This is a genomic window from Bacillus sp. OTU2372, assembly GCF_038440275.1.
Lineage (GTDB): Bacteria > Bacillota > Bacilli > Bacillales > Cytobacillaceae > Neobacillus > Neobacillus bataviensis_B.
In genome coordinates this window covers 717,683-743,187 of sequence record NZ_JASATK010000001.1, presented here as the reverse complement: position 1 = coordinate 743,187, position 25,505 = coordinate 717,683, and the positions used below count along the sequence as shown (strand labels likewise).

Genomic DNA, 25,505 nt, shown 5'->3' with positions numbered 1-25,505 from the left:
TTTATTCCTCGTTGTCGAAATTTTCCACCCCATACCATTTAAAAAAAGCATCCCTTGGAATTAATATTCTTCTGCCCACACGTATTGAAGGGAATCCTTTTTGTTTGGTTAACTCATAGGTCAACGTTTTCGATAATCTAAGAATCTTTTGTAAATCTTCTACGCGTAAGGTTAATGGATAGTCTGTTGGATTAAACTCACCCAAACTTAGTTCCTCCTTAGGAAAATACAAATAATTAAATAAATCCTTTTAGTATAAATTCGAGGACTGACCAGGAAGGTGCTATAAAAGCAACCATTGCTATTTTTTACTCAATACACATAAACCAAGGCATGACTGGAATTAGACACCCCAGGCATTCGCACGGTAAATCTGTCTTATAAGGCATAGGAGTAACTCCTAACCGGAATTCCTAGATTTTTTCATCGAAGTGTTTTTCTTCTGAAATTACATCTTTTAATAATTGTTCTGCAGGTAATCCTAATACCTGCGAGATTTTTTTGATTTCTGATGGATAGGGCTTAATTCTACCGCTTTCGATTTTACTGATTAGACTTTGGTCTAATCCTGCTTGCCTTGACAATTCAGCTTTGGACATTCCAATTTTTTCTCGTTCAAAGGTAATTCTTAACATGTTTTTTACCTCCTAAGATTTTCTTGAACTGGTTCTAGTTCTATGTTAACATAAAAGAAACGGAAAACAATCCAATTCACCGTTACATTGACCGTTTCAATTTTAAAGGGGTGCTCAGTATGATAAATAGGGATTCAATTAGAAAAAGTATGGATTTAGGTTTTTATAAACTTTGGTTCAAGTATGAAAATTATGAAATAATCGATGATCACCTAATAGGAAATGGAATTGTAAATGAAATAGATGCACCTATGGCATACTCTGAGCTTCCAGGTCAAGTAGCAAAACTCAATAATAGAAAGGAGAAGTATTTACTCAAATTTGTAAAGGCGTATGGTCTTTTTGGCTATAAACAATTTAATTCTATTACGACAGCACAAGGTGAACCCTTAAATTGGATTTGGGCACATGTGCAAGGTATATATATGGTGTTAGAATTGCTGAACTCAAAACAGGACTCTGATATTGAATCCATGATTAATGTTCTAAAACAATTTAAGGTAACAAATGAAGGGAAAAAAGAGTTATCTATTAGATTTGGTAATAGAGGAAAAATAGGTGAAGTGCGTTATCCATATGACACTTTAGATGAAAATACCGCTTTATCTATAGCCGACAATTTTATTCTTTTAGTGATAAATAAAAATATTTCTGAGGTAAAAGGTAAAATTTATGCCAAAGGTACTGGAATTAACTCAATGCCTGTTTTCAAAAATACATTCAATGCAATGATAGAAGCAGTATACTGGCAACTTATGGTTTCATCTACTGGCGGAGGAACCTTTAGGAGATGCAAATTCTGTAATACTCCTTTTGTTGTAACCCATGATAGTACTTTGTTTTGTCCTAAAAAAGATTATGAAAAAGAAAGTACGTGTGCAATAAATTTTAGGGTTAAAAAAATGAGGGCAAAAGCAAAAAAAGAAAAGTAACTTTTAGGGGGAAATTAATTTATGAGGGGATCAATAAAAAAAGATAATAACAACTGGAATGTAGTCTTTGATTTAGGCAAAGACCCTATTACGGGGAAAAGGAAACAAAAAAGAAAAAGAGGCTTTAAAACAAAAAAAGAAGCGGAAAAATACATGACCGAGCAGTTAAATGCCATTGACAAGGGAACATATTTTGAGCCAAGTGAAATGACTTTAAGCGAATATTTGGACTATTGGGTTGAAAATCATGCTAAACCTAATACTGCAAAAAGGACGTATGAAAATTATCAATACATGATTAATCTACATTTAAAGCCGATATTAGGTCATATTAAAATTTCAAAGTTACAACCATCTCACTTACAAGAGTATTACGCCCAAAAACTTAGCAATGGAAAAACAGATAAAGGCGGTCTTTCTGCACAATCAGTAAAACACCACCATCGTCTAATTTTTAAGGCCTTAAAAGATGCAGTAAAATGGCAACTAATTGTTAGAAATGTTGCTGAAGCGGTAACTCCACCGAAAACAAGAAAAGTTGAAATGCAAACATGGGATAATGAACAGGTGAAAACCTTCTTGAACGTAAGTAAAGATTCTCCTTATTATCCTATATACTTAACTGCGATTAATACAGGAATGCGGCGTGGTGAAGTCTTAGGTATACGGTGGCAGGATATTGATTTTGATAATAATATAATCTATGTTCGACAATCTTTACAAGAAGTAAAAGAAGAAGGATTAACATTTAAGGAGCCCAAATCAGGCAAAAGTAGATCAATAACTATTACCTCTTCTCTAACAAAAGAATTTTAAAAAATTTATAAACAACAATTAGAAAACAAGCTTTTTTTAGGAAAAGGATACCAAGATTTGGATTTAGTATTTGCTCAAAAAAATGGTAAACCAATTCAACCAACCGAAATGGCCAGAAATTATCGAAAGTTTGTAGACATCAGTGGCTTACCCTATATAAGGTTTCATGATTTAAGACATACCCACGCTACTTTATTATTAAAACAGGGTGTACATCCTAAAGTAGTTTCTGAAAGATTGGGTCACTCAACTATTGGAATTACAATGGACACATACACTCATGTTTTACCAAATATGCAAAAAGAAGCCGCTCACCAATTTGAGCAGCTTTTAAAGTAAGATCAATTAATAAAAAATCCTTGTGACCAAGTTGTGACCACTGACAATTTTTTTACATTTAACTATACTAAAATTCGCTTTACTTACTTCATGAAAATTCCTCAAAAACCCTTATGTATAAAGGTTGGCGGGACTGCGTGGGAATCGAACCCACCAGACCTGGCACGCAGGTCTCAAGCAGTTTTGAAGACTGTGGAGGACACCAGTACCCCATTCAGCCCCATATGAATAAAAGATCATGTGTAAAACTATTATTTTCAAAGTTCAAATTACACACGAACTAATTACTATCCTGATATCATATTACAATGGAAATAGTATTAAATCAATCAATCCGTCTTATTTGTCATTTTTTCGACATGGATTTCTATTCCTAATACAGCCTTAATAAACCAGGGAAAATAGGTGATTAAAAGCAAAATTGTGGCGAATCCTTGTCATCTGCGCGCGAAAAAGACTATAATAGATAATAATATCGTTTTGTAGGTGAAAAATATGCTTCAAGGTTGGTTTCTATGGTTTATCCTATTTTGGGTAGTCTTTTTAATAGGTGCCTTTTCAATTGGCGGCTTTTTTATGTTCCGAAAGTTCCTAAAAAAAATGCCAAAAGAAGATGGCAAGTCCGTCATGGATTGGGAAGAGCATTTTGTGAATGAATCCCTCCACCTCTGGGGTCCTGAAGAAAAAGCCCTCTTAGAAGATTTAGTCAGCCCTGTTCCGGAACTCTTTCGTGATGTAGCAAAGCACAAGATTGCTGGAAAAATTGGGGAACTAGCCATAAAAGAAAATGCCTCTCAAATAACAGAAGAACTAGTCATTCGCGGCTATATTCAAGCAACACCGAAACGGGATCATAAATTTTTACGTAAAAAGTTGTTTCAAAATCAAATTGATGTTAAACCATATGAACATTTATTCTAAACCGCCATCTAGGCGGTTTTTTATTATTACTAAATTACGTTCCCTATCTTACATAAGAAAAACACTGACCCCTTAGGAGTCAGTGTTGGATTTTAAACCATTTTTATATTATGAAGCTCCCTATAGAGTTTCATATAAGAGCGGTACATCGCCACACGCCATGGAACAATCATGCTGAAGGCCAGCAGGAAGAACATGCCGCTTAGCTGTCCGATATCAATCGTACTACTTAATATTCCTTTTAAAATTAAACGTACCACTAACAATCCAACTAATATAAAAATAAACGCCTTGGATCTTTTCAAATAAATATCATTATCACGAATTTCAAAGTTTGACGTTTTAATCAATAGGATCGAGAAAAGCATCCCAACAATGATTGCCTCCCCTATTTCCATTGGCGTTAATCGAAATTCCGGTACCACATACATTAATGCTCCAGTAGACATAAAAAAAGGCGGCAGGATAATTTTTTTCACATTAGTCGGTTTCTTGGCCGCTTTCATTCGAACAAACAGAGCGAGAGAGCCCATAATAACAGCTCCGATGGAAGAAACAACAACGTAGTTCATTGAATTCATTCATCCCTTATCTAATTATTTACTCAACCATTATATCTCAAATGAAGTATTATGAGAAAAAATAATCACTGTTTACAACATTAAAATATTTTAATGTTGTAGGTAAATCATACAATAGCTGGAAAGCTTGCTGAACTTGCAAACTACCATATAAGTACTAAAAAAGATTTAAAATCCAGTAAACCCGCCAAACATTCCTTGAAAAATGGTAATAATTTTCGTCATCCAGTCAAAAAATAGTACAATCCCCATGACAATCATGATATAACCACCGATTTTCATAATCTTTCCGCTGTGTTTTTTGATCCACTTCATCCGGCCGACGAAGAACGATAGGATCAAAAATGGAATCGCAAAGCCAAGGGAGTAAGCAAGCATATATAACACGCCTGAACCTGGATTTGATGCAGCAAGAAGAATGACGGATGAAAGAATTGGACCCGTACAAGGTGTCCAGCCGGCGGCAAAGGCCATGCCGATTAAAACTGAACCAATATACCCTGATGGACGGTTTTTGAATTCAATACGGCGGTCTCTCATCATAAATTCTGGTTTAAATACACCCACAATCATTAATCCGAATAGGACAATAAAGATTCCGCCTAACTGACGAATCAAATCTTTATAGGATAAGAAAAACTGGCCAATAAACGAGGTTCCAAAACCAATTGCGATAAAAATAATTGAAAAACCTAATAAGAAAAATAATGTATGCAGTAAGCTTCGCTTTTGCAGCATGGCATTTTCATCTCTTAATTCTCCAACAGACATTCCGGTTATGTATGAAAGAAAGGCTGGGTATAGCGGCAAACAACAAGGAGAAATAAAGCTCAGAAAGCCTGCCCCTAAAGCTAAAAATAGATTTACATCTGACATGTATTTAACACTCCCACTATAGTCGATACTCCTTCATTCTAACAAAGATGATCACTAAATGATAATGGTTAACGTGAATATTTTGTGTCTCGATATTAACAAGTCAATAAATAGTAACTTTTTCAAATTGAGATGATTAAATAAATTGGATTTTTTCTTACAAATTTCTTTGAAGTAATTTACAATATGGGTTATACTAGTAAAACAATGCCCTTTTAATAGGCAATAGACTCTTCTTTTTTACTAAAAAATTTTAGGAGTTACTCCGGAAAGGACTTCGGCCGTGCTGAAACAAGATCTCATAACTATGATAGAAACAAAGCGAGCTGAATTAATTCAAGTCGCAACAACAAACGGCTTGACTTCCTCCGTTGCAATTCGCTATAGTCAGGAACTTGATAAATTATTAAACGAATATAATAAAATATATATTAAAAAAGTTCCAACAACCGCGTTATAAGAACAAAAGCGCAAGCGCCTTGAACAGCCCCGACAAGCATAAGACGCTCAGAGAAAGAAGGCGTTCTTTGCCTTCATTCCCTGAGTGGCTGTAGACCATCGAGGGGCTAGGCGCTGGAGCTGGACGTTGACAGTCCTTTTATTAACAGTTATCCACAAGCGAAAATTTTATAATTTCCTAAAACGATAAGAGAGCCTGGCAATTGATGCCAGGCTTTTTCTATTAATTCACATCATCTTCTACATGTTCAAGTACTCCATTTTGCAGCAGGAACATTTTATGATATAGTCCGCCAAGGGCAAGAAGTTCTTGGTGCGTACCCCGCTCCACAATCTCACCTTGGTGCAAGACAAGGATTAAATCAGCATCTTGTATTGTTGACAATCGGTGGGCAATCGCAATCGTTGTTCGGCCTTTTCGCATCTTTGCCAAAGCTGTTTGAATCATTTCTTCCGTTTCCGTATCAATATTGGCCGTTGCTTCATCAAGCACTAATATTTTGGGATTTGCCGCAATCGTTCTCGCAAAAGCAATCAATTGACGCTGGCCGCTTGAAAAAGTAGAACCCCTCTCCACTACCTTATGCTCATAGCCATTTTCCAGTCTTTCAATAAACGGATGGGCTTGAACAAACTTGGCAGCCTCTTCTATTTGTTCATCTTTAAGATCTTGGTTATGAAGACGGATATTATCTTTTACCGTCCCGAAGAATAGGAATGGATCCTGAAGGACAAGGCCCATTTTATCCCTTAACTCGGGTTTTGTGTATTGACGAATCGATTCCCCATCGATTAAGATCTCCCCGCGATCAAACTCATAAAAACGCATCATCAAATTAATAATTGAGCTCTTTCCGCTTCCAGTATGGCCAACTAATGCAACTGTTTCCCCCGGATTGGCTGTAAAGGAAATATTCTTTAAAACATCCCGTTCTCCATCATAGGAGAAGCTGACATCCTTAAAATCAATCTTACCTTCCATTATGGAAACGTTCTTCTCTAGTGGCTGTGCTGGAGCTAATTCCTTTTCATCTACTAATTTAAACACGCGGGAACCGGCCACGATGGCTTGCTGGTATAACGAAAGCCTCATCATCATTTGATTGACTGGTTCAAAGAAACGGTCTAGGTAATTAATAAATGCGTAGATTAAACCAATTTCAACACTATGTCCAAAGGAAGTGATCCCAAAGTAGCTTAGGACAATAATCAGTGCAAAAATATAAATAAGGTCGATCGCTGGTCTTAATAGTAAACCATCAATCTTTATATTTTTCATCCCGGCATTATAATGCTTTTGATTGATATCACCAAACTCTTGACGAAGACGTTTTTCTTGGCGAAAGACTTGAATGATTGACATGCCGGAGAGAGATTCGGCCAGCTTTGCATTTAATTGGCTCAGTCTTTCACGCATATCCAGATAAAAACGTGAGCTTAATTTTCTGTATAAATTCATGACAAACAACAAAATTGGAAGAATAATCAAACATAACAGGGCTAACTTCACATCTAAGATAAACATAGTAATAAAGATACCTGTCAGTAAGAATCCGCTCTGGATAAATGTCGCAATTACGGTGACAAACATATCCTTTATTGCTTCTGTGTCGTTTGTTACCCTTGAAACAATACTTCCCGCTGGAGTCTTGTCGAAATATTTTAAACCTAGTGATTGTACTTTGGAAAAGACATCAATTCGAAGCTGCTGGATAATATAGAGAGCGATTTCCTGGAATTTGACTAATTGAAAGAACAACAGAATCGCTTTGATGACTTGAATTCCCATGTAAATCGACCCAAGTATTATTAAGGGCTTAAACTCCAGTTTACCTGGTGTTAAATAATCATCAATAAAGACTTTTACGATTAACGGGAGCACGATATCGCCTACGGTCGTAAGTAAAAGAAGAACAAATGCAATGGTGATGATTTTTTTGTGCGGCTTGGTATAGGAAAGAAGACGGAATAAGACCTTTCTTTGTTCACGTTCTGACAGTTGTGTTTTTTCCTCCATATTAATGTCCCCCATGTTCAACCAACTCTTCTAATTGCTGATGTAAATACATTTCCTTGTACCATCCATCTTGTTCCATTAATTCTTCATGTCTTCCTCTCTCCACGATTTTCCCATCATCAATGACGAGAATCATGTTGGCATGCTGAACCGCACTTAACCGATGAGAGGTAATGATTGTCGTTTTTCCATCCCGATTTTGTCTTAATGAAGAAAGGATCGTTTCCTCTGTTTTTGCATCGACCGCTGACAAGGAATCATCCAATACTAGTACCTCTGGATTCATCAGCAGTGCACGGGCAATCGAAATCCTTTGTTTTTGCCCACCTGATAAGGAGACACCCCGTTCTCCGACAACCGTTTGATACCCATCGGAAAATTGGAGAATGTCGTTATGAATATTGGCAAGTTTTGCTGCTTTTTTGATCTCATCATTTGAAATGTGTGGGTTTGTAAAAGCTATATTCTCGGCAACGGTTGCAGAAAACAGGAAATGATCCTGGGGGACATAGCCAATAGCTTCCCGAAGTTTTTCAAGTTTATATGCATGGAGCGGTTTACCGCCAAAAAGGATTTCTCCTTTATCGCCCTCAAATTCACGGATTAGCAGCTTTAATAACGTTGTTTTTCCAGAACCGGTTTTCCCAACAATTCCAAGTGTCTCGCCTTTCGTCAGCGAAAAGAATATTTCTTTTAAAATTGGATTTGTTTCGCCCGGATAAGTGAATTCATTAATCTTATATTCAATATCACCCATTGGCATAATGCTTAAAGCATCTTTATCATCCTTGATTTCGACCTTTTCTCGTAAGAGAGCAGCCACACGATCGTATGAGGCACGACCTCGTTCCACGATATTAAACAGCCAGCCAAATGCCAGCATAGGCCATACTAAAAGGCCTAAATAGGTAGTAAACGAGATTAATTCACCAATGGTCAACTCTCCATTGAGAACATATTTTGCTCCAAACGCAATCGACAGAAAAAAGGAGATTCCGACAATAATAGAGATGGTAGGATCATAGAGGGAATCGATTTTTGCTACGACAATATTTTTGTGTACTACATCTACCGAAAGCTTGCGGAAGTCTTCTATATCTTCTTGTTCCTGGCCAAATGTCTTAATGACCTTAATCCCGGAAATACTCTCTTGTGTTTTGTCGTTTAGAGAGGAAAAGGCCTCTTGCGCTTTATGAAAACTTTTATGTAACATCGTTCCAAACCAACTGGTCAACATCGCCATAATCGGCATCGGAATTGAACAAATTAATGTCAGCTTCCAGCTGATCGTAAAGGCCATTGCGATAATGACAAATCCACCTGTAGAAAGTGAGTCTACAAGTGTTAAGACCCCTGCCCCCGCAGTTTGCTGTATTGCAGATAAGTCATTAGTAGCGTGAGCCATTAGATCCCCAATGCGGCTCTTTTGGTAAAAGGACGGTGACATCGTCGTAAAATGGCTGTATAAGCGATCACGAAGGATTCTACTTAGCTTGACAGATGAACCAAAGATCATAATTCGCCAATAATATCGAAGAACATACATCGATAGTCCCACTGCTATTAGCACCACGACCCATTTGATTAGCATGCCTGTTGTAATGGTTCCTTCATGAATGTCATCAGCGATGATTCCAATTACTTTGGGAGGAATTAATTGGAGCAAGGCTACAAATAATAAAATTAAAACCCCGGATATGTACGCTTTTTTCTCTTGTTTAAAAAACCAGCCTAATTCTAAAAATACCTTCAAATAAACACCCCCAAATACAAATCGAGCCCTTTGTTTAATGGTTTATCCTTCGAACACCGAGGTACCTATTTTATCAAATTTTTACAAAATAATAAATACTTTGAAATTAATCATTCGTTAAAAAAAGCACCCACATCATATGAGTGCTTGCCCCTTTTTTTAGCGAGCTGTTTGTTCATTTCTTCCATCATTTGGTTGATCTTTTTTCGAAGGTTTCGTACCCATTTGTAGTTATAAATGGCGATTTATATATACATCGTTAATAGTTAATAAAGAAGAAGTAGATTTTAACAAAAGTTACCAATATCAACGTGAAAATAAATTAGGTTATTCCCAAATTGTATGCTACAATGGTTTTACCATTTGATTTACTTTTTACATGTGCCCTACTCATTCGTGAGTAGGGCTCCTTGCTTTTTTAAAGAAATAAACAAATAAAGAAATAAAAAAAACAGACTCTATAAAGAGTCTGTTTTAGTTTGTTTATTATTAAGCTTTACGAACGTTAGCTGCTTGAGCTCCACGTTGACCTTGTTCAACGTCAAAAGTTACTGCTTGACCTTCGTCTAAAGATTTGAAACCTTCGCCTTGGATAGCTGAGAAATGAACGAATACATCTTCTCCACCGTCACGCTCGATAAATCCGAAACCTTTTTCTGCATTAAACCATTTTACTTTACCGTTTTCCATTTTGTTTCCTCCTGCTGTGTGCTTTGCACACAATGTGTTACTATCCTTGCACTCAGTGATCATCAAGACGAAAAGTTAATCTTATACTATCCTTTACACCGAACAAAAATAATTCTTTTTTATAATAACACGATTTATAAAAATTTGCAAGGGGATTCCAAATTGTGTTTCTAAATCCTTTTTTTTACTCATTAACCTTGGTATAGATTTTTCAATTTTTTCATTTAATTTAAAAAACCACCTTTCCGGTTAAATTTCAGCGGAACAAGTGGTTTTTGCATTTAAATTATGAAGGATTACGTAATTTATTAATGAAGGATGTAAGCCTACTTTTGTTTTTAGTTGGGCTCCCCTTCTTAATAATTACTAACAACCAAGTGATTAACCCTTGTGGGACAAGGTTATCACAAGAATGCTTGTCCGTTTTATTTAGACTGCTGTTTATTCATTGCTGCCATCATTTGGTTGATCTTCTTTTGCGAAGGTTTCATACCCATTTGCATCATCATCATTTTTAACATTTGTTCATTTATTGGCGGATTTTTCTTTAAATAGCTCATCATATATTTACGAGCAATGAAAAATCCTAGTGCTACACCAGCTGCTAATGCTAGTATACCAACTAGTACATATAACATTAAACTTCCTCCTTCATGTTGTCTACCATACAGTGTACTAAATAAAACGAAATAAAACAATATCTCATTTCAATTAGACATATTTTCTTTCTTTAATAGGCTTTAGCCATCCGACCCGTTCGTGTTCAAGATCAATTGCTAAGAAGGAGGATTCGCATTTTCTGAGCACTTCAAAAAAGGCCGTTTCTGCTTCATAGCTGCCTTCTGCTTCCACTGTTATTAACTCTTGAAAAACTTCTAACCTTGCCGTGCTTAGTTTTCCGCTTAAAGTAATCGTATATCCACCATGATCTGCTCTAAATCCCTTCATTTTGCCCAACTGTTTTTGAAGCAGATTATGGATTTTTAAAACCTCTACACGTTTCGTAATATATGAAATTTGTTTTTGTGTTATAAATTTAAGTTCGCCGTCTGCAGTATGATGTTCATGAAAAAGCTGAAAAAATATACGCTCTCTTCCGAAGTAATGGGCGGCAAATTCATCTTCTACTAAATATAGCTGATATTTTCTCACCACTGCTCTCCCCTTCGTTGAAATCCTTTTTTCTATTATAAAAAAGCATAGACAAAACGTTTGTCTTACGGCGGCAAAAACTTTCACTACTTTTGTCGATAATATGTTTACCAACCAATTTCGGTATAATTTATGAACTTTCCTTTTATTAACTTCAATTGTTCAATAAATTGTAACAAAATAGGAGTCCAATCTACTATATGAAGGGGTATTGCCTTATTTTTGTTAGTGTTTGTCTCAATAAAATTAACTTATAGCCCATAATCGTGATGTTTGGCTCATTTTCCACATTTATGGCTCATTATGATAGTCGATTTGCATTTTTTCCAAATTTCCAACAAAAAGCAGCACTAAAAAAAGAGAACGGATAAACCGTTCTCTCTAACTTAATAACAATTATTGTTGTAACAGGGCCTTAACACGAGCCACTACATTATCCACACTAAAGCCGTATTCTTCCATAATTTTTTCACCAGGTGCTGATGCTCCGAATTGGTCAATTGCCAATACATCGCCTTCGTCACCAGTATATTTATGCCAGCCGAATGAAGCTCCCATTTCGATTCCAAGGCGTTTTTTCACGTTTCTCGGTAGAACAGAATCTTTATACTCTTGTGATTGTTGGTCAAAACGATCCCATGAAGGCATGCTGACAACAGAAACTTGAACGCCTTCACCTGCAAGGACTTGTTGTGCTTCCACTGCAAGACTCACTTCTGAACCAGTTGCAAGAATTAAAGCATCTGGAGTTTCTTTTCCAGCCGGAGAAACAACATAAGCACCCTTTGAAACGCCCTCATATGCATTGACATCTGTACCTTTTAAAGTAGGTAAATCTTGACGAGTCAAAATAAGTGCAGTTGGTTTATTGGTTGATTCAACTGCAAGCTTCCAAGCTGCTGCTGTTTCATTACCGTCTGCTGGACGAATAATGGATAGACCTGGCATTGCACGTAATGCTGCAAGCTGTTCGACAGGTTCGTGTGTTGGACCATCTTCCCCAACAGCGATACTGTCATGTGTAAATACATAAGTAACAGGTAATCCCATGATTGCTGCTAAACGGATTGCTGGACGAAGGTAATCAGAGAAAACAAAGAATGTTCCGCCAAATATTTTTACTCCGCCGTGAAGGGCGATACCATTCAGTGCAGCACCCATTGCAAATTCACGAACGCCGAACCAGAAATTGCGGCCTTCATAGGCACCCGGCATATAGTCAGTTGTACCTTTAATCATTGTTTTATTGGAACCTGCAAGGTCTGCTGAACCGCCAATGAAGATCGGTAGGTTTTTAGCGATGCCATTTAGGACTTCACCAGATGAGGCACGACTTGCTAAACTCTTGCCTTCTTGGTAAACAGGGATATCTTTATCCCAGCCTTCAGGAAGTTCATTATTTAATGCTTGTTCAAGCTGAGCAGCTAATTCAGGATACTCATTCTTATACTGTGAGAACATTTCGTTCCATTCTTTTTCCTTTTTCTCACCGTTTTCAACAATGAGTTTTTGGAAGTTGTCATAAACTTCTTGTGGAACGTGGAAATCTTCCTCAAATGTCCATTTATATGCTTCTTTTGTAAGCTTTAACTCGTTTGCACCTAGCGGAGCACCGTGAACACCAGAAGTACCGGCACGGTTTGGTGAACCATATCCAATGATCGTTCTAACTTCAATCATAGTTGGACGGTCTAAGTCATTTCTTGCTTCTTCTAGTGCTTTTGCGATTTCCTCAAGGTTATTGCCATCTTCCACACGAAGGTATTGCCAGCCGTAAGCTTCGAAACGCCCTTTTACACTTTCAGAGAAAGATTTGTCTAAGTCTCCATCAAGAGAAATATCATTGGAATCGTAAAGAACAACTAAACGTCCTAATTTTAAATGTCCTGCAAGCGATGCAGCTTCTGCAGAAACACCTTCCATGAGGTCACCATCACCACAAACACTATATGTAAAATGGTTCACAATCTCGTATTTATCTTTGTTATAAACACTAGCAACATGGCGTTCTGCCATTGCCATACCGACAGCCATTGCAATCCCTTGCCCAAGCGGACCAGTTGTTGCTTCTACACCTTCTGTGTGGCGGTACTCAGGGTGTCCAGGTGTCTTACTACCCCACTGACGGAATTGTTTAATGTCCTCCATGCTTAAATTATAGCCGGATAAGTGGAGCATGCTATATAACAATGCAGAACCATGGCCTGCAGATAAGACGAAACGATCACGGTTGAACCAATGAGGATTCTTAGGGTTTTGGTTCATGAATCTTGTCCATAATGTATATGTCATTGGGGCAGCACCCATTGGCATACCTGGATGCCCAGAATTTGCTTTCTCAATAGCATCAATAGAAAGCGTACGAATCGATGTTACGGATAAATCATCAATAGTATTAAACATGAATTACATCCTTTCTTGATCACGGATAATAAATACATCCTTTATATTATCTTGCATTGTCTATTAATTCAACTTATAAACAAAAATAAGATTGAAAATTTCACTTTATTTTTATTTTGACTTTAACAAGAATAATAATGTATGTAATAGTAAATGAAAATACCCCGCCTTTATTAGGCGAGGTGAGAAAATACCGAAGGTTTTAAACTTAATATATAGTTAATGAAGAGGGCGATTCTTTCTAGCTTTTAATTTTTCAGGTGTGACATCATTACCTTCTGGATCAATAAACTTTGTATTCGTTAATGTATCGAGCATATTTGCTCGGAAAGTAGCCAAGTATTCACTTCTTAATTTGGATTGCTCTTTTGCTTCTAACTCTGTTAATCCTGACGATTTTGCCTTTCTTGCCAGTTCATTAATGCGAGCCATTTTTTCTTTTGAAAGCATACCCACCCATCCTTTCTCATCAAATGAAGACACTTGATTTTACTAAAAAAAAGCCTTCATGACAAGATAAAGAGCTACTGATTCTGTGATTCTATATATTCTTGATATCTTCTATGAACAGTTGCTTTTGAAATGTTATACCCAAAGCCTCTTAGTGTGGCGGCAATTTCAGCAAATGTCAGCTCATTTTCCCGTAATCGGATAATCTGTTCAATTGGTACTTCAATTTTTTCCCTGCCAGAGGATTGTCCAAGGTTCTTTAAGTTTTTTTCTGGTTTATAGCCTTGCTCAACAGCACGCTTCATGCCTCTTTTTATTTTTACATTATGAAGTTTACGCTGATACTCTTCTACCATACTGACTATTTTTAAAACCATGGAATCCGATTCTGAAAGTTGTAATTCACCATTATGTGAAATACTGTAAAGTTGAATCCCTTCTTTTATTATACAATGCAGAAGGGCAATTTTAGCATTACCTCTTCCAAGCCGTGTTTCATCCTGAATTAACAGGGCCTGAACTTGCGGATCTTTTATCCTCTCTAATACCTCTAGTATTCCATCTCTTTCAAAATCATAACCACTAGCTTGTTCTTTTATAATGGAGTCGATTTCAAATCCACACTGGTTCGCAAGTTGGATTAATTCATCTTCCTGGCGTATTAAGGATGTTTCTTGTGTATGTTTGTTGGTACTGACACGGCAGTAGATTATAGCTTTCATTAGTTATCCTTTCTATTCCTTCGGCGCACTCGCAAGTTCTGTTGTATTGGCGGAATTCTTTTTGCTTACAGGAATTACAATTTCTTCACCAGGATAGATTTGATCCTTAATATTTTCATTATGCTTTTTTACCCAGCCTACGAACTCTTTGTTTGATAGCGAATGCTGACCTTCAAATTGATCAGAAATCTTCCAAAGTGTATCTCCTTCAGAAATGGTTACTTTTAAATATTGATCATCAGAGTGATGTTTAAATGATAATACCAAAGCTAAAGTGCAGCTTAAAATAATAAGAGTAATAGCATACGAGTATTGTTTCCATAATTTTTTCATGATTCGCACCTCTTATAAGAATATATGTTCCCTTTTGATTTGTTTTCATTATAATCCGAACATTTGTTTGTTGTCAACCATTTTCTCGAACTTATGTTTGTATAGTATGGTACGACATGCTATAATAAAGACAACATTAACCAGGCGAGGTGCATTTTATCATGGTAAAAATATCAAAGCGGCAGCAGGATATCCTGGAGTTTATAAAGGAAGAAGTTAGAAGTAAGGGATATCCTCCTTCCGTCAGGGAAATTGGCGAAGCGGTTGGACTTGCATCCAGTTCTACTGTTCACGGTCACCTAGCACGCTTAGAGAGTAAAGGTCTAATTAGAAGAGACCCTACCAAACCAAGAGCTATTGAAATACTAGATGCGGATGAAGCCGCACAGATTCCTAGAAATAAAGTTGTCAACGTTCCAGTGGTCGGGAAGGTAACAGCAGGATTGCCAATCACAGCAATTGAGAATGTCGAAGAATATTTCCCACTTCCTGAAAGCTTGGCTCCCTCAGACGAGCAGGTGTTTATGCTAGAAATCATGGGTGAAAGTATGATAGAGGCGGGAATACTTGACGGAGACTACGTGATTGTGAAGCAGCAGCAGACTGCGAACAATGGGGATATTGTTGTTGCAATGACGGAGGATGACGAAGCAACTTGTAAGAGATTCTTTAAGGAAAAAGACTACATCCGCCTGCAGCCGGAAAACTCTGCAATGGATCCTATCATTTTACGAAATGTATCGATTTTAGGGAAAGTTATTGGAGTTTATCGTCATATCCATTAATTTGAGAGAGCTGATCCAGCTCTCTTTTTTTGGGTCAGACTTATCCGGATATTATTCTACACTTTTCCGATGAAGGATATTTTTTCTTATACGACTGCGTTTTGTCCTTCACACACCCGCTGAAGGACACTTTCTTTTTTGCTCAAAAACTCATTGTCGTTCATGCTCCCGATGAAGGACACTTTCCCTCTTGCTCAACCGCATTTTGTCCTTCATACTCCCGGCCACCCTACTCTACCACAATACACCAAAAAGCCTTGACGCATAGAGCGCCAAGGCTTCTTTTATCTCTTAATAAGTGCTCAGGTATTGATCGCGTTCCCATTGGTGAACAACAGTACGGAACATATCCCACTCAATTTCTTTTGCTTCAACGAAGTGTTCGAAGATGTGCTCGCCTAAACCAGCAACAATTACTTCATCTTGGCTTAATTGATCTAATGCTTGTGCAAGAGTTGCCGGAAGATCGATGATACCTTCTTCGATTCTTTCTTCTTTGCTCATAACATAGATGTTACGATCTACTGGAGCTGGAGGAGTTAATTTATTTTTAATACCGTCTAAACCAGCTTTTAATAGAACAGCCATTGCAAGATATGGATTTGCTGCTGGGTCAACACTACGTACTTCTACACGTGTGCTTAAGCCACGAGATGCAGGAATACGAATTAGTGGTGAACGGTTTCTAGCAGACCAAGCTACATAACAAGGTGCTTCATAGCCAGGCACTAAACGCTTATAAGAGTTTACAGTTGGGTTCGTTACCGCTGTAAAGGCAGGAGCATGCTTTAGAATACCAGCAATGAATTGACGAGCTGTATCACTCATTTCTAGGTTACCAGTTGGCTCATAGAATGCATTTTCGCCATTTTTGAATAATGAAAGGTTCATGTGCATACCAGATCCATTTACACCGAATAAAGGTTTTGGCATGAATGTTGCGTGTAATCCGTGTTTACGAGCAATTGTTTTTACAACAAGCTTGAAAGTCTGGATTTGGTCACATGCAGTTAATGCATCCGCATATTTAAAGTCGATTTCGTGTTGTCCTGGTGCTACTTCGTGATGAGAAGCTTCGATTTCAAAGCCCATTTCTTCTAGCTCAAGAACGATATCACGACGGCAGTTTTCACCTAAGTCTGTTGGCGCTAAGTCAAAATAACCGCCTTGGTCGTTAAGTTCTAAAGTTGGTTCACCTTTTTGGTCTAATTTAAATAAGAAGAATTCTGGCTCAGGTCCAAGGTTGAAGTTAGTGAATCCTAGCTCTTCCATTTCCTTTAACACTCTTCTTAAGTTATTACGTGGGTCACCTTCAAAAGGCTTGCCTTCTGGAGTATAGATATCACAGATTAAACGAGCTACTTTTCCTTTTTCAGCAGTCCAAGGGAAAATTACCCATGTGCTAAGGTCTGGATATAGCAACATATCAGATTCCTCGATACGCACAAATCCTTCAATTGAAGAACCGTCAAACATCATTTTGTTATCTAATGCTTTTTCCAACTGGCTAATAGGAATTTCAACATTTTTAATTGTTCCAAGAATGTCGGTGAATTGAAGACGAATAAATTTTACATTCTCCTCTTTCGCCATCCGTTGGATGTCTTCTCTTGAATACTTTGCCATTTTAATTCCCCCTATTATAAAAAGAATGTTTAACTTTAATGGAAAAATCGAGACATATCGCCTTGGCGTAATGTAAATCGATTGTTTCTGCCTGAATGCATTAATTCATTGCGAAGAAGCTTTCTTAGTTGTTCGTCTGTTAGATCCTGTTTTGATTTTTCAGTTTGTTTCTCTATTATATTAGATGATTCCTGTTGCTCCTTGACCATGAACAATTGCTTGATTCCAGCCATGTTCACACCTTGGTCAATTAAGTCTTTGATTTCTAATAGTCTATCAATATCATTTAGGCTGAATAGACGTCTGTTTCCCTCGGTTCTTGCTGGAGAAATCAATTGGTGTTCTTCATAATAGCGGATTTGCCTTGCAGTTAACTCGGTTAACTGCATGACCGTCCCGATAGGAAACAATGGCATGGAACGACGAATTTCTTTTCCACTCACCAAATTTTTCCTCCCTTAATAGTAAATCATATTGCTATTATATTTCGTGTAAGAAAAGATGTCAATGTTGTGTTAGATTTTCTTACACGATTTTTAAAAGAATTTATAAACAATATGTATTTTACTATTATTTACTTTGTCCTACTAAAGGCGAATTAATCCTTTTTCAATTAAATGGTCAATTGCTAAACAAATGGCCATTTTTACGTGAGCATAGGTTAAACCTCCCTGGACATATGCGACATATGGTGGTCGAAGCGGGCCGTCTGCGGTTAATTCGATACTAGCACCTTGAATAAACGTTCCTGCTGCCATTATAACATCATCTTCATATCCAGGCATATAACTTGGATGCGGCGTGACATAGGAATTAATAGGCGATGCAAATTGGATTGCCTGACAGAAAGAAACCATTTTATCTCGATCATCGAATTGTACAGACTGAATGAGGTCCGTCCTTTTGGCGTTCCATTTAGGTGAAGAATTCATGCCCAATTGTTCTAGCATAGCGGCGGTATAGACTGCTCCCTTTAATGCCTGACCGACAACATGTGGAGCGAGAAAGAAACCTTGATACATTTCTTGAAGACTATAGAGGGAAGCACCTGCCTCTGCCCCGATCCCCGGGGAGGTCATTCTGTAAGAGCAAGCCTCGACCCATTGTTTTTTCCCAACGATGTAACCGCCTGTTTTCGCAAGTCCACCGCCAGGATTTTTAATTAAAGAGCCCGCCATCAAATCTGCTCCAACATGGCAAGGTTCTTGTTCTTCCACGAATTCGCCGTAGCAATTATCAACAAATACAACAAGATCAGGCTTTATTTCTTTTACAAAAGAAATCATTTGACCGATTTCCGCTACAGTGAATGATGGTCTAGTTGCATACCCTTTGGAGCGCTGGATCCCAATCATTTTTGTATTTGGTTTTATTTTTTCAGCAACCTCATCCCAATTGATTGCCCCTTCATCTGTTAAGGCAACACTATCGTATGAAATTCGAAATTCCTTAAGCGAACCAACCCCATTGCCGCGAATCCCGACAATTTCCTCTAGCGTATCATAAGGTTTACCCGTTATATAAAGCAGTTCATCCCCTGGTCTGAGTACACCAAATAAGGCAATCGAAATGGCATGTGTACCCGAGATGATCTGTGGACGGACAAGCCCCGCTTCTCCGCCAAAGACATCTGCATACACTAATTCCAATGTATCTCTGCCAATATCATCATAGCCATACCCGGTCGATGGAATAAAGTGTGAATCACTGACACGGTGTTTTTGAAAGCTTTTCAATACGCGAAATTGGTTGTTTTCGATCATTTCGTCAAATTCTTTATGTACCTCAGCAATTTGCTGTTCTACTTTTCGCACCAGCGGATGAAGCTTTTCCCCATTTTGCAGCTGTTGAAACATGTTGTAACTCCTATCTATACTGTGAATTTCTGTAATTGTCCGGTGATTTGATGATCAGCAAGAGAAAAGCCTTTACACCGATATAATTGATCTTCCTCATCAAAAACAAGTTCTCTTAAGATGGTCTCATTTTTCAATTGTGAAAGCAGCTTACCTTCAGTCGAAGGAATTCGGACTTCGTAAGACTCCATCATGTCCATCACGATTTTTTCCATTTTCCTCTTCAATGCATGGCGATCATTTTCATCAAATGCACTAATGAAGATCGTGGTTGTATCTGCTGTTGGAACAAAATCAGGATGTTGAATATCTCTTTTATTATACACGGTTATTTGCGGAATATCTTTTACTTCTAGGTCATCAAGCAACTTTTTCACCGTTTTTTCATGTTGGTAATAGTCCGGATTTGACATATCGACCACATGGAGGAGCAGGTCTGCTTCCTTTACCTCCTCAAGCGTAGAGCGAAATGCAGCTATCAGAGTTGTTGGCAGGTCTTGAATAAATCCAACCGTATCGGTAATTAAGGCTAAGAAACCACTTGGTAAAATCAATTTGCGCGTCATAGGATCAAGTGTGGCAAACAATTGATTCTCCTCATAAGACTCCGCCTCTGATAATCGATTAAAAAGGGTCGACTTACCTGCATTTGTATAACCGACAATGGCGACTTGAAAGGTTTTATTTTTCTTTCTTCGTTCACGGTATCTGTCACGGTGCTGAACAATAACGGAAAGCTGACTCTTAATATCATCAATTCTGCGCCGGATATGTCTTCGATCTGATTCTAGTTTTGTTTCCCCTGGTCCTCTTGTTCCAATCCCAGCACCAAGTCTTGAAAGTGCTGTTCCTTGTCCAGCCAAACGGGGAAGTATGTATTGCAGCTGTGCCAGCTCAACCTGCAGCTTTCCTTCTTTTGAGCGCGCTCTTTGGGCAAATATATCCAAAATGAGTTGAGTTCGATCAATAATTCGAACATCGATTTCTGAGCCCAGATTTCTTTTTTGACTTGGAGAAAGTTCGTCATTAAAGATGACAATGTCTGCTTCAAGTTCCTCAACGAGGCTTTTTAGCTCTTCCACTTTGCCTTTACCTATATAGGTTGCAGGATGGACGCGGTCTCGTTTTTGGACCAAGGAAGCAAGGACTTCCCCTTGGGCGGTTTCGGTTAATGCTCCTAACTCTTCCATCGAATAGTCAAAACGCTGATCCTCATCACCATTTGTTTGACAGCCAACAAGAATGACCTTTTCCTTCGTTTCCTTTTGTTCCACAGGCATCCTTCCTTCCGTAACTGTACTTCATTCACATCATAACAAAAAAACTTTGTAATCTCTAATTTTCCCCATACTCTTTTGGAAATTAAAAAGTAGTTGTAATTTTCTTGCATCGTGATAAAATTTTATTGTTTGTTATTGAACTGTTTTTTACTATTATCATTGTGTTTAAGTGACACAAAGGGGAAATCAACATGACATGGGAAGTATTAAGTATGATTGGTACCATTGCCTTTGCAGTCAGCGGTGCGATTGTGGCAATGGAAGAGGAATATGATATTTTAGGGGTTTATATTTTAGGAATCGTTACAGCGTTTGGCGGCGGAGCGATCCGAAACTTGCTCATCGGCGTACCAGTCTCGGCCTTATGGGAACAGGGTTTATTTTTTCAAATTGCCTTGTTGTCAATTACCGCTGTGTTTATATTCCCTAACAACCTTTTAAGACATTGGCAAAAGTGGGGAAATCTGTTTGACGCGATTGGCTTGTCTGCCTTTGCGATTCAGGGTGCCATGTATGCCGAAAAAATGAACCATCCCCTCAGTGCTGTCATTGTTGCAGCCGTATTAACAGGGATTGGCGGGGGGATTATCCGCGACCTGCTTGCCGGTAGAAAACCGATTGTGTTAAGAGCGGAAATTTATGCTGTTTGGGCAATTCTGGCGGGTTTTATGATTGGTCTTGAGATTACAACAGAATCTTGGCAATTATATACCCTATTTGTTTTAGTGACTGGCTTACGTGTACTGTCTTATACCTTTGATTGGAAGCTGCCTTCTCGAAGTCTTGGAGTTTCCCAAAAAATCGAAAATCATAAACAAATCGGCGGGTGATGACCCCGCCGATTTTTCTACGTCCAGCTGCAGCGCCTAGGGGCTCTTAGGTCTAGCCAATCCGTCAAGAAGGCTAAAGAGCAGCCTTCTCGCCAGCTCGACTTATGCCTGTCGCCCCTGTACAAGGCGCCTCCGCTTTAATATTTAATCCTCTTCAAATATTAAATCATTGCTCCTGAGTGTCATTAATTCATGTTTGTCATAACTATTCAGCATTAACAGCCTCATTGCCTGTGCCCGGACTGATTTTTCAATGACGTTGCGGACGTATCTGCCGTTTGAAAAAGTGTTAGGATTTAAGACAGCCTTTACCCAAATCAAATGGTCTCTTAATTTTTTTTCAGCTTCATGGCTAAACGTATACTCTCTTTCTTTTAACATCCTTCCTGCAATATCCATCAGCTGCTCGATATTATAATCCGGAAAATCAATGACCAAGGGAAAACGAGAATGAAGTCCGGGATTTAGGGTTAAAAAATGATCCATCTCCCTTGAATACCCAGCAAGAATTAAAATAAACTCATGCTGCTTATCCTCCATATGTTTGACGAGCGTATCGATAGCTTCCTTGCCAAAATCCTTTTCCCCGCCACGACCTAAGGAATAGGCTTCATCGATAAATAGGATTCCTCCTTGAGCCTTCTTTACTAAATCTCTCGTTTTTTGAGCGGTATGACCAATATACTCGCCAACGAGATCCGCCCGTTCCGCCTCAATTAAATGACCTTTGGAGAGGACATTCATCTTTTGAAACAGCTTGCCAATTAACCTAGCAACAGTGGTTTTCCCTGTTCCTGGATTCCCTTTAAACATCATATGGAGGGCTTGTTTTCTCGCCTTCAGCCCCATTTCCTCACGCTTCTTGTTAACATAAATCCAAGCGTAAATTTCTTTAATCATACGCTTCATTTCTTCCATGCCAACCAATGCCCCAAGCTCTTCTTCAATTTCTTTTAGTGCAGTATGCTCTGGGGGAATGACCTTTGGAACAACTTGAAAATCGGGTACTTCTTTTCTTATCGTTGTTCTTTCATGCGAGTTGAGTACCACCCTTATTTGGCCGTTACTTTTCGTACGATATGGTTGGTCCAAAGCTATCACCTCTCAATCTGCAGACAGTATACATAAGGTAGCAAGATTAAAGCTACTCAGAAGTGTTTTAGGTTAGGCATAATCCTTCCCTCTATGTGTATTCACAATCCTTGGAATTCATTAAAGAAGATTTCTTTTATTTATAGAAAATAAAAAAAGAGCCCAAGATAACGGGCTCCATTTTGATCCTAATTTATTGGTTATCCAATTCAAGCTGGACATTACGCTGTGGTGCAAAAGTGGAAATAGCATGCTTAAATACCAATTGCTGTTTACCTTCTGATTCAAATAATACGGTAAAATTATCAAAGCCCTTAATTTGGCCTCTTAATTGAAAACCATTTAGAAGGAACACCGTTACATGGGTGTTGTCTTTGCGGCACTGGTTCAAAAATTGGTCTTGAATATTAATTGTTGTTTTCATTAGTATATCCTCCTCTTTTATCTCTACTAATATGTATTCGATTTTACTTGAAGCTTTCCTTCAACATATTGTGAAATTTCCGCTATTTTTTTTGCTAAATCGTTCACATATGTCATATCAAACCATTTTACATCCATTTTGTTCCGAAACCAAGTTAATTGCCTTTTTGCATATCTTCTAGAATTTTGTTTTAGCTGCTCAACTGCATCATCCCAGGGCACCTTTTCATCTAAATAGTCATAAATCTCTTTATAACCGATAGCTTGAATTGACTGGCAATCACGTAAACCTTGGTTATATAAGGATTTTACCTCATCTAACAGCCCTTGCTTAACCATTATATCCACTCTTAAATTAATACGCTCGTAAAGCTTTTCCCGGTCCATCGTTAATCCGACAAGAGCTGTTTCATACATCAGATCAGGCTGCTGTTTCCTCTGATATTCCTGCATCGTTTTACCTGTCAAATGGAATATTTCAAGTGCACGGATTACCCTTCTTACATTATTCGGATGGATTTGCGCAGCACTCTCTGGGTCAACGGCTTGAAGTTCTTTGTACAAAGCATCATTTCCTATTTGCTTTACTCGTTCCTCTAGCTCAAGCCGAAAAGCTTCGTCACCAGGTACATCGGAAAATTGATAGTCATAAATGACGGACTGAATATACAACCCTGTCCCGCCAACAATGATGGGAAGCTTTCCCCTTTTGGCAATTTCATTTATTTTTGCACGAACCAGGAGTTGAAATTCTGCAACTGAAAAATTTTCCTCCGGCTCTTTGATATCAATTAAATGGTGTGGGATACCTTCCATTTCTTCTTTCATAATTTTTGCAGTCCCAATATCCATTCCACGATAAATCTGCATGGAATCCCCGCTGATAATCTCACCGTTGTATCGTTTGGCCATTTCGATGCTAAGATTTGTTTTTCCCACTGCGGTAGGACCAATGATAACTAATAATTTTTGTTTGGAATCCACTATTTTCTCACTGCCTTATGCTTTTTTTCAGTGATGGAGGCTGTTTGTTCTGCTTCCACCCCTTCATGGTAACACAATTTTGAAAAGCAGTAGAACATCAAACAAGTATATACAAAAAATTTGTTTCTTATGCGTTTATAAATAAATGAAATTTTTATAACACATTACTTCAAAATATGACAAAAAAATTTATAAGGTTACAAATCTATAACGGTTCATTTACAAAAAGCTTTTTACCCCCACATTCATGTTAGGCTTAAACGTAGCTTTTAATGTATTTAAAAATTTAGGAATAGGTGAATAAAAATGCTTTCTAATTTTGATATTGGGATTGATTTAGGAACCGCTAATATATTGGTTTATAGCAAAAGTAAAGGAATTGTACTTAACGAGCCATCGGTTGTGGTGATTGATACAGATACAAAAAATGTTGTTGCAGTTGGGACCGAAGCGAAAGAGATGATAGGTAAGACACCGGAAAAAATTATCGCCATCCGTCCATTAAAAGATGGGGTTATCGCTGATTTTGATGTCACTACTGAAATGCTTAAACACGTGATGCGGAAGGCTTCTAAAAAATTGGGCTTCGCGATTCGCAAGCCGAATGTGGTAGTTTGTATTCCATCTGGTTCAACTAGCGTAGAGCGCAGAGCGATCCAGGATGCGGTCCGAAATGCTGGTGCCAAAAAGATCTCACTGATTGAAGAACCTGTTGCTGCAGCAATTGGGGCAGGTATGCCTGTTGATGAGCCGGTTGCCAATGTGGTCGTTGATATCGGCGGTGGTAATACGGAAGTGGCGATTATCTCCTTTGGCGGGGTAGTAGCCTGCCATTCTATTAAAATAGGCGGTGATCGTTTGGATGACGATATTATTCAACATGTCCGCAAGGTGTACAATGTATTAATTGGGGAGAGAACCGCTGAGAATATTAAAATGGAAATTGGTTATGCTCTGATTGACCATGAAGAAAAGTTTATGGATGTGCGCGGCCGGGATCTCGTGACTGGGTTACCAAAAACTGTTAAACTATCATCATATGAGATTCGGAATGCTATTAGAGAATCCTTGTTGCATATTATGGAGGCCATTCGTGCAACACTCGAGGATTGCCCAGCCGAGTTAAGTGGTGATATTGTCGATAGAGGCGTGATTTTGACTGGCGGCGGATCATTGTTAAATGGAATGGAAGCATGGTTGAGTGAGGAAATATTTGTTCCAGTTCAGCTGGCATCAAGTCCATTGGAATCTGTGGCTGTTGGGACTGGACAGGCATTGCAGTTTATTAATAAGATTCATGTTGGTGTGAAATAGGGTATTTAAAAAAGGCTGCAGGATGATCCTACAGCCTTTTTTTAATTTAGTAGTTGGTTTTTTTGTGACCGGTTACTATCTTTTTTTCCTTTTAACGTCATAATTCTTTTTTATTATGACCGTCTGCCCTCTTTTTCGGATTCCACGGGCACATTTCTTTTTTATTGTGACCGTCTCCTCTCTTTTTAGGATACCACGGTCTCAATTCTTTTTTATTGTGACAGTTCCACCTCTTT

26 protein-coding genes, 1 tRNA gene and 1 pseudogene are annotated in these 25,505 nt (G+C 38.1%); 7 read left to right on the top strand and 21 right to left on the bottom strand.

Annotated elements, in window-relative coordinates:
• Nucleotide 1: 1 nt before the first annotated feature.
• Both AAHB15_RS03595 and AAHB15_RS03590 read right to left on the bottom strand, forming a co-directional pair.
• Nucleotides 2-205: a helix-turn-helix domain-containing protein gene (locus AAHB15_RS03595; RefSeq protein WP_335574989.1), complete on the bottom strand. Its 204-nt coding sequence runs from the start codon at nucleotides 203-205 to the stop codon at nucleotides 2-4.
• Nucleotides 206-413: 208 nt separating this feature from the next.
• Nucleotides 414-635 (bottom strand): helix-turn-helix domain-containing protein, encoded by a 222-nt coding sequence (locus AAHB15_RS03590; protein WP_335574988.1) that lies wholly within the window; start codon nucleotides 633-635, stop codon nucleotides 414-416.
• A 119-nt stretch (nucleotides 636-754) separates the two neighbouring features.
• Between AAHB15_RS03590 and AAHB15_RS03585 the strand changes: the two genes are divergently transcribed.
• Nucleotides 755-1,567 carry a hypothetical protein gene (locus tag AAHB15_RS03585; protein ID WP_342041740.1) on the top strand — a complete coding sequence of 271 codons (813 nt, stop codon included), beginning with the start codon at nucleotides 755-757 and terminating at the stop codon, nucleotides 1,565-1,567.
• A 21-nt stretch (nucleotides 1,568-1,588) separates the two neighbouring features.
• Nucleotides 1,589-2,722 (top strand): annotated as a pseudogene (locus tag AAHB15_RS03580) (tyrosine-type recombinase/integrase).
• A 125-nt stretch (nucleotides 2,723-2,847) separates the two neighbouring features.
• Here the strand turns inward: AAHB15_RS03580 and AAHB15_RS03575 are convergent.
• Nucleotides 2,848-2,944 (bottom strand) — tRNA-Sec (locus AAHB15_RS03575).
• 273 nt (nucleotides 2,945-3,217) lie between these two features.
• Here AAHB15_RS03575 and AAHB15_RS03570 point away from each other — a divergent pair.
• Complete coding sequence (locus tag AAHB15_RS03570; protein ID WP_335574861.1) at nucleotides 3,218-3,643, top strand: DUF2621 domain-containing protein; 426 nt, start codon at nucleotides 3,218-3,220, stop codon at nucleotides 3,641-3,643.
• A gap of 92 nt (nucleotides 3,644-3,735) precedes the next feature.
• Here AAHB15_RS03570 and AAHB15_RS03565 read toward each other — a convergent pair whose 3' ends face one another.
• Nucleotides 3,736-4,215 carry a CcdC family protein gene (locus tag AAHB15_RS03565; protein WP_098527872.1) on the bottom strand — a complete coding sequence of 160 codons (480 nt, stop codon included), beginning with the start codon at nucleotides 4,213-4,215 and terminating at the stop codon, nucleotides 3,736-3,738.
• A 177-nt stretch (nucleotides 4,216-4,392) separates the two neighbouring features.
• A complete protein-coding gene (locus tag AAHB15_RS03560) occupies nucleotides 4,393-5,100 on the bottom strand; it encodes a cytochrome c biogenesis CcdA family protein (RefSeq protein WP_098527871.1) in 708 nt (235 codons plus the stop codon).
• Nucleotides 5,101-5,407: 307 nt separating this feature from the next.
• Between AAHB15_RS03560 and AAHB15_RS03555 the strand changes: the two genes are divergently transcribed.
• Entirely contained in the window at nucleotides 5,408-5,560 is a 153-nt protein-coding gene (locus tag AAHB15_RS03555; RefSeq protein WP_285857794.1) for an aspartyl-phosphate phosphatase Spo0E family protein, read from the top strand.
• Nucleotides 5,561-5,782: 222 nt separating this feature from the next.
• Here the strand turns inward: AAHB15_RS03555 and AAHB15_RS03550 are convergent, their stop codons facing one another.
• From AAHB15_RS03550 to yneA, 9 genes are all read right to left on the bottom strand, one after another.
• Complete coding sequence (locus AAHB15_RS03550) at nucleotides 5,783-7,576, bottom strand: ABC transporter ATP-binding protein (protein ID WP_335574862.1); 1,794 nt, start codon at nucleotides 7,574-7,576, stop codon at nucleotides 5,783-5,785.
• A gap of 1 nt (nucleotide 7,577) precedes the next feature.
• Nucleotides 7,578-9,329 carry an ABC transporter transmembrane domain-containing protein gene (locus tag AAHB15_RS03545; protein ID WP_342041739.1) on the bottom strand — a complete coding sequence of 584 codons (1,752 nt, stop codon included), beginning with the start codon at nucleotides 9,327-9,329 and terminating at the stop codon, nucleotides 7,578-7,580.
• 489 nt (nucleotides 9,330-9,818) lie between these two features.
• Nucleotides 9,819-10,019 carry a cold-shock protein gene (locus tag AAHB15_RS03540; protein ID WP_335574864.1) on the bottom strand — a complete coding sequence of 67 codons (201 nt, stop codon included), beginning with the start codon at nucleotides 10,017-10,019 and terminating at the stop codon, nucleotides 9,819-9,821.
• Nucleotides 10,020-10,444: 425 nt separating this feature from the next.
• Nucleotides 10,445-10,657, bottom strand: coding sequence for a YneF family protein (locus AAHB15_RS03535; protein WP_144562356.1), 213 nt, complete (start codon nucleotides 10,655-10,657; stop codon nucleotides 10,445-10,447).
• Nucleotides 10,658-10,730: 73 nt separating this feature from the next.
• Nucleotides 10,731-11,171 carry a sporulation inhibitor of replication protein SirA gene (sirA, locus tag AAHB15_RS03530; protein ID WP_335575087.1) on the bottom strand — a complete coding sequence of 147 codons (441 nt, stop codon included), beginning with the start codon at nucleotides 11,169-11,171 and terminating at the stop codon, nucleotides 10,731-10,733.
• Nucleotides 11,172-11,567: 396 nt separating this feature from the next.
• Complete coding sequence (gene tkt / locus AAHB15_RS03525) at nucleotides 11,568-13,574, bottom strand: transketolase (protein WP_335575086.1); 2,007 nt, start codon at nucleotides 13,572-13,574, stop codon at nucleotides 11,568-11,570.
• Between the two features lie 219 nt (nucleotides 13,575-13,793).
• Entirely contained in the window at nucleotides 13,794-14,024 is a 231-nt protein-coding gene (locus tag AAHB15_RS03520) for a DUF896 domain-containing protein (protein ID WP_098528585.1), read from the bottom strand.
• Nucleotides 14,025-14,098: 74 nt separating this feature from the next.
• Nucleotides 14,099-14,746, bottom strand: a complete 648-nt coding sequence (locus AAHB15_RS03515; protein WP_098528586.1) for a YneB family resolvase-like protein — start codon at nucleotides 14,744-14,746, stop codon at nucleotides 14,099-14,101.
• A 12-nt stretch (nucleotides 14,747-14,758) separates the two neighbouring features.
• Complete coding sequence (gene yneA / locus AAHB15_RS03510) at nucleotides 14,759-15,079, bottom strand: cell division suppressor protein YneA (RefSeq protein WP_335575085.1); 321 nt, start codon at nucleotides 15,077-15,079, stop codon at nucleotides 14,759-14,761.
• Between the two features lie 161 nt (nucleotides 15,080-15,240).
• Between yneA and lexA the strand changes: the two genes are divergently transcribed.
• Complete coding sequence (lexA, locus tag AAHB15_RS03505) at nucleotides 15,241-15,864, top strand: transcriptional repressor LexA (protein WP_098528588.1); 624 nt, start codon at nucleotides 15,241-15,243, stop codon at nucleotides 15,862-15,864.
• A gap of 291 nt (nucleotides 15,865-16,155) precedes the next feature.
• On the opposite strand, the gene glnA is transcribed toward lexA, so the two are convergent.
• The 4 genes from glnA to hflX all read right to left on the bottom strand — a co-directional run bounded on the left by glnA (nucleotide 16,156) and on the right by hflX (nucleotide 20,626).
• A complete protein-coding gene (gene glnA / locus AAHB15_RS03500; RefSeq protein ID WP_144562360.1) occupies nucleotides 16,156-17,490 on the bottom strand; it encodes a type I glutamate--ammonia ligase in 1,335 nt (444 codons plus the stop codon).
• Between the two features lie 35 nt (nucleotides 17,491-17,525).
• A complete protein-coding gene (locus tag AAHB15_RS03495; protein ID WP_144562361.1) occupies nucleotides 17,526-17,933 on the bottom strand; it encodes a MerR family transcriptional regulator in 408 nt (135 codons plus the stop codon).
• A 144-nt stretch (nucleotides 17,934-18,077) separates the two neighbouring features.
• Nucleotides 18,078-19,346: a methionine gamma-lyase family protein gene (locus AAHB15_RS03490; RefSeq protein WP_342041738.1), complete on the bottom strand. Its 1,269-nt coding sequence runs from the start codon at nucleotides 19,344-19,346 to the stop codon at nucleotides 18,078-18,080.
• A 14-nt stretch (nucleotides 19,347-19,360) separates the two neighbouring features.
• A complete protein-coding gene (gene hflX / locus AAHB15_RS03485; RefSeq protein ID WP_420491221.1) occupies nucleotides 19,361-20,626 on the bottom strand; it encodes a GTPase HflX in 1,266 nt (421 codons plus the stop codon).
• 191 nt (nucleotides 20,627-20,817) lie between these two features.
• Between hflX and AAHB15_RS03480 the strand changes: the two genes are divergently transcribed.
• On the top strand, nucleotides 20,818-21,456 hold the full coding sequence (locus AAHB15_RS03480; RefSeq protein WP_335575082.1) for a trimeric intracellular cation channel family protein: 639 nt from the start codon (nucleotides 20,818-20,820) through the stop codon (nucleotides 21,454-21,456).
• Between the two features lie 144 nt (nucleotides 21,457-21,600).
• Here AAHB15_RS03480 and spoVK read toward each other — a convergent pair whose 3' ends face one another.
• The 3 genes from spoVK to miaA form a co-directional block, all read right to left on the bottom strand.
• Nucleotides 21,601-22,548: a stage V sporulation protein K gene (gene spoVK / locus AAHB15_RS03475; protein ID WP_335575081.1), complete on the bottom strand. Its 948-nt coding sequence runs from the start codon at nucleotides 22,546-22,548 to the stop codon at nucleotides 21,601-21,603.
• 193 nt (nucleotides 22,549-22,741) lie between these two features.
• Entirely contained in the window at nucleotides 22,742-22,972 is a 231-nt protein-coding gene (gene hfq / locus AAHB15_RS03470; RefSeq protein ID WP_007083878.1) for an RNA chaperone Hfq, read from the bottom strand.
• A gap of 26 nt (nucleotides 22,973-22,998) precedes the next feature.
• The gene (miaA, locus tag AAHB15_RS03465; protein ID WP_335575080.1) at nucleotides 22,999-23,955 is read right to left on the bottom strand and encodes a tRNA (adenosine(37)-N6)-dimethylallyltransferase MiaA; all 957 of its coding nucleotides are present in this window, start codon (nucleotides 23,953-23,955) and stop codon (nucleotides 22,999-23,001) included.
• 306 nt (nucleotides 23,956-24,261) lie between these two features.
• Here miaA and mreBH point away from each other — a divergent pair, with 306 nt between their 5' ends.
• A complete protein-coding gene (mreBH, locus tag AAHB15_RS03460) occupies nucleotides 24,262-25,269 on the top strand; it encodes a rod-share determining protein MreBH (RefSeq protein ID WP_144562367.1) in 1,008 nt (335 codons plus the stop codon).
• Nucleotides 25,270-25,505: the final 236 nt, after the last annotated feature.

Excerpts from the sequence above, each read along its gene's own strand:
- AAHB15_RS03550 (WP_335574862.1), bottom strand. The coding sequence starts at position 7,576 with ATGGAGGAAAAAACACAACTGTCAGAACGTGAACAAAGAAAGGTCTTA.
- AAHB15_RS03590 (WP_335574988.1), bottom strand. The coding sequence starts at position 635 with ATGTTAAGAATTACCTTTGAACGAGAAAAAATTGGAATGTCCAAAGCT.
- yneA (WP_335575085.1), bottom strand. The coding sequence starts at position 15,079 with ATGAAAAAATTATGGAAACAATACTCGTATGCTATTACTCTTATTATT.
- hflX (WP_420491221.1), bottom strand. The coding sequence starts at position 20,626 with ATGCCTGTGGAACAAAAGGAAACGAAGGAAAAGGTCATTCTTGTTGGC.
- tkt (WP_335575086.1), bottom strand. The coding sequence starts at position 13,574 with ATGTTTAATACTATTGATGATTTATCCGTAACATCGATTCGTACGCTT.
- AAHB15_RS03585 (WP_342041740.1), top strand. The coding sequence starts at position 755 with ATGATAAATAGGGATTCAATTAGAAAAAGTATGGATTTAGGTTTTTAT.
- AAHB15_RS03565 (WP_098527872.1), bottom strand. The coding sequence starts at position 4,215 with ATGAACTACGTTGTTGTTTCTTCCATCGGAGCTGTTATTATGGGCTCT.
- AAHB15_RS03515 (WP_098528586.1), bottom strand. The coding sequence starts at position 14,746 with ATGAAAGCTATAATCTACTGCCGTGTCAGTACCAACAAACATACACAA.
- AAHB15_RS03535 (WP_144562356.1), bottom strand. The coding sequence starts at position 10,657 with ATGTTATATGTACTAGTTGGTATACTAGCATTAGCAGCTGGTGTAGCA.
- AAHB15_RS03540 (WP_335574864.1), bottom strand. The coding sequence starts at position 10,019 with ATGGAAAACGGTAAAGTAAAATGGTTTAATGCAGAAAAAGGTTTCGGA.
- mreBH (WP_144562367.1), top strand. The coding sequence starts at position 24,262 with ATGCTTTCTAATTTTGATATTGGGATTGATTTAGGAACCGCTAATATA.
- AAHB15_RS03555 (WP_285857794.1), top strand. The coding sequence starts at position 5,408 with ATGATAGAAACAAAGCGAGCTGAATTAATTCAAGTCGCAACAACAAAC.
- AAHB15_RS03480 (WP_335575082.1), top strand. The coding sequence starts at position 20,818 with ATGACATGGGAAGTATTAAGTATGATTGGTACCATTGCCTTTGCAGTC.
- AAHB15_RS03490 (WP_342041738.1), bottom strand. The coding sequence starts at position 19,346 with ATGTTTCAACAGCTGCAAAATGGGGAAAAGCTTCATCCGCTGGTGCGA.
- glnA (WP_144562360.1), bottom strand. The coding sequence starts at position 17,490 with ATGGCAAAGTATTCAAGAGAAGACATCCAACGGATGGCGAAAGAGGAG.
- lexA (WP_098528588.1), top strand. The coding sequence starts at position 15,241 with ATGGTAAAAATATCAAAGCGGCAGCAGGATATCCTGGAGTTTATAAAG.
- hfq (WP_007083878.1), bottom strand. The coding sequence starts at position 22,972 with ATGAAAACAACAATTAATATTCAAGACCAATTTTTGAACCAGTGCCGC.
- AAHB15_RS03520 (WP_098528585.1), bottom strand. The coding sequence starts at position 14,024 with ATGCTTTCAAAAGAAAAAATGGCTCGCATTAATGAACTGGCAAGAAAG.
- AAHB15_RS03560 (WP_098527871.1), bottom strand. The coding sequence starts at position 5,100 with ATGTCAGATGTAAATCTATTTTTAGCTTTAGGGGCAGGCTTTCTGAGC.
- AAHB15_RS03570 (WP_335574861.1), top strand. The coding sequence starts at position 3,218 with ATGCTTCAAGGTTGGTTTCTATGGTTTATCCTATTTTGGGTAGTCTTT.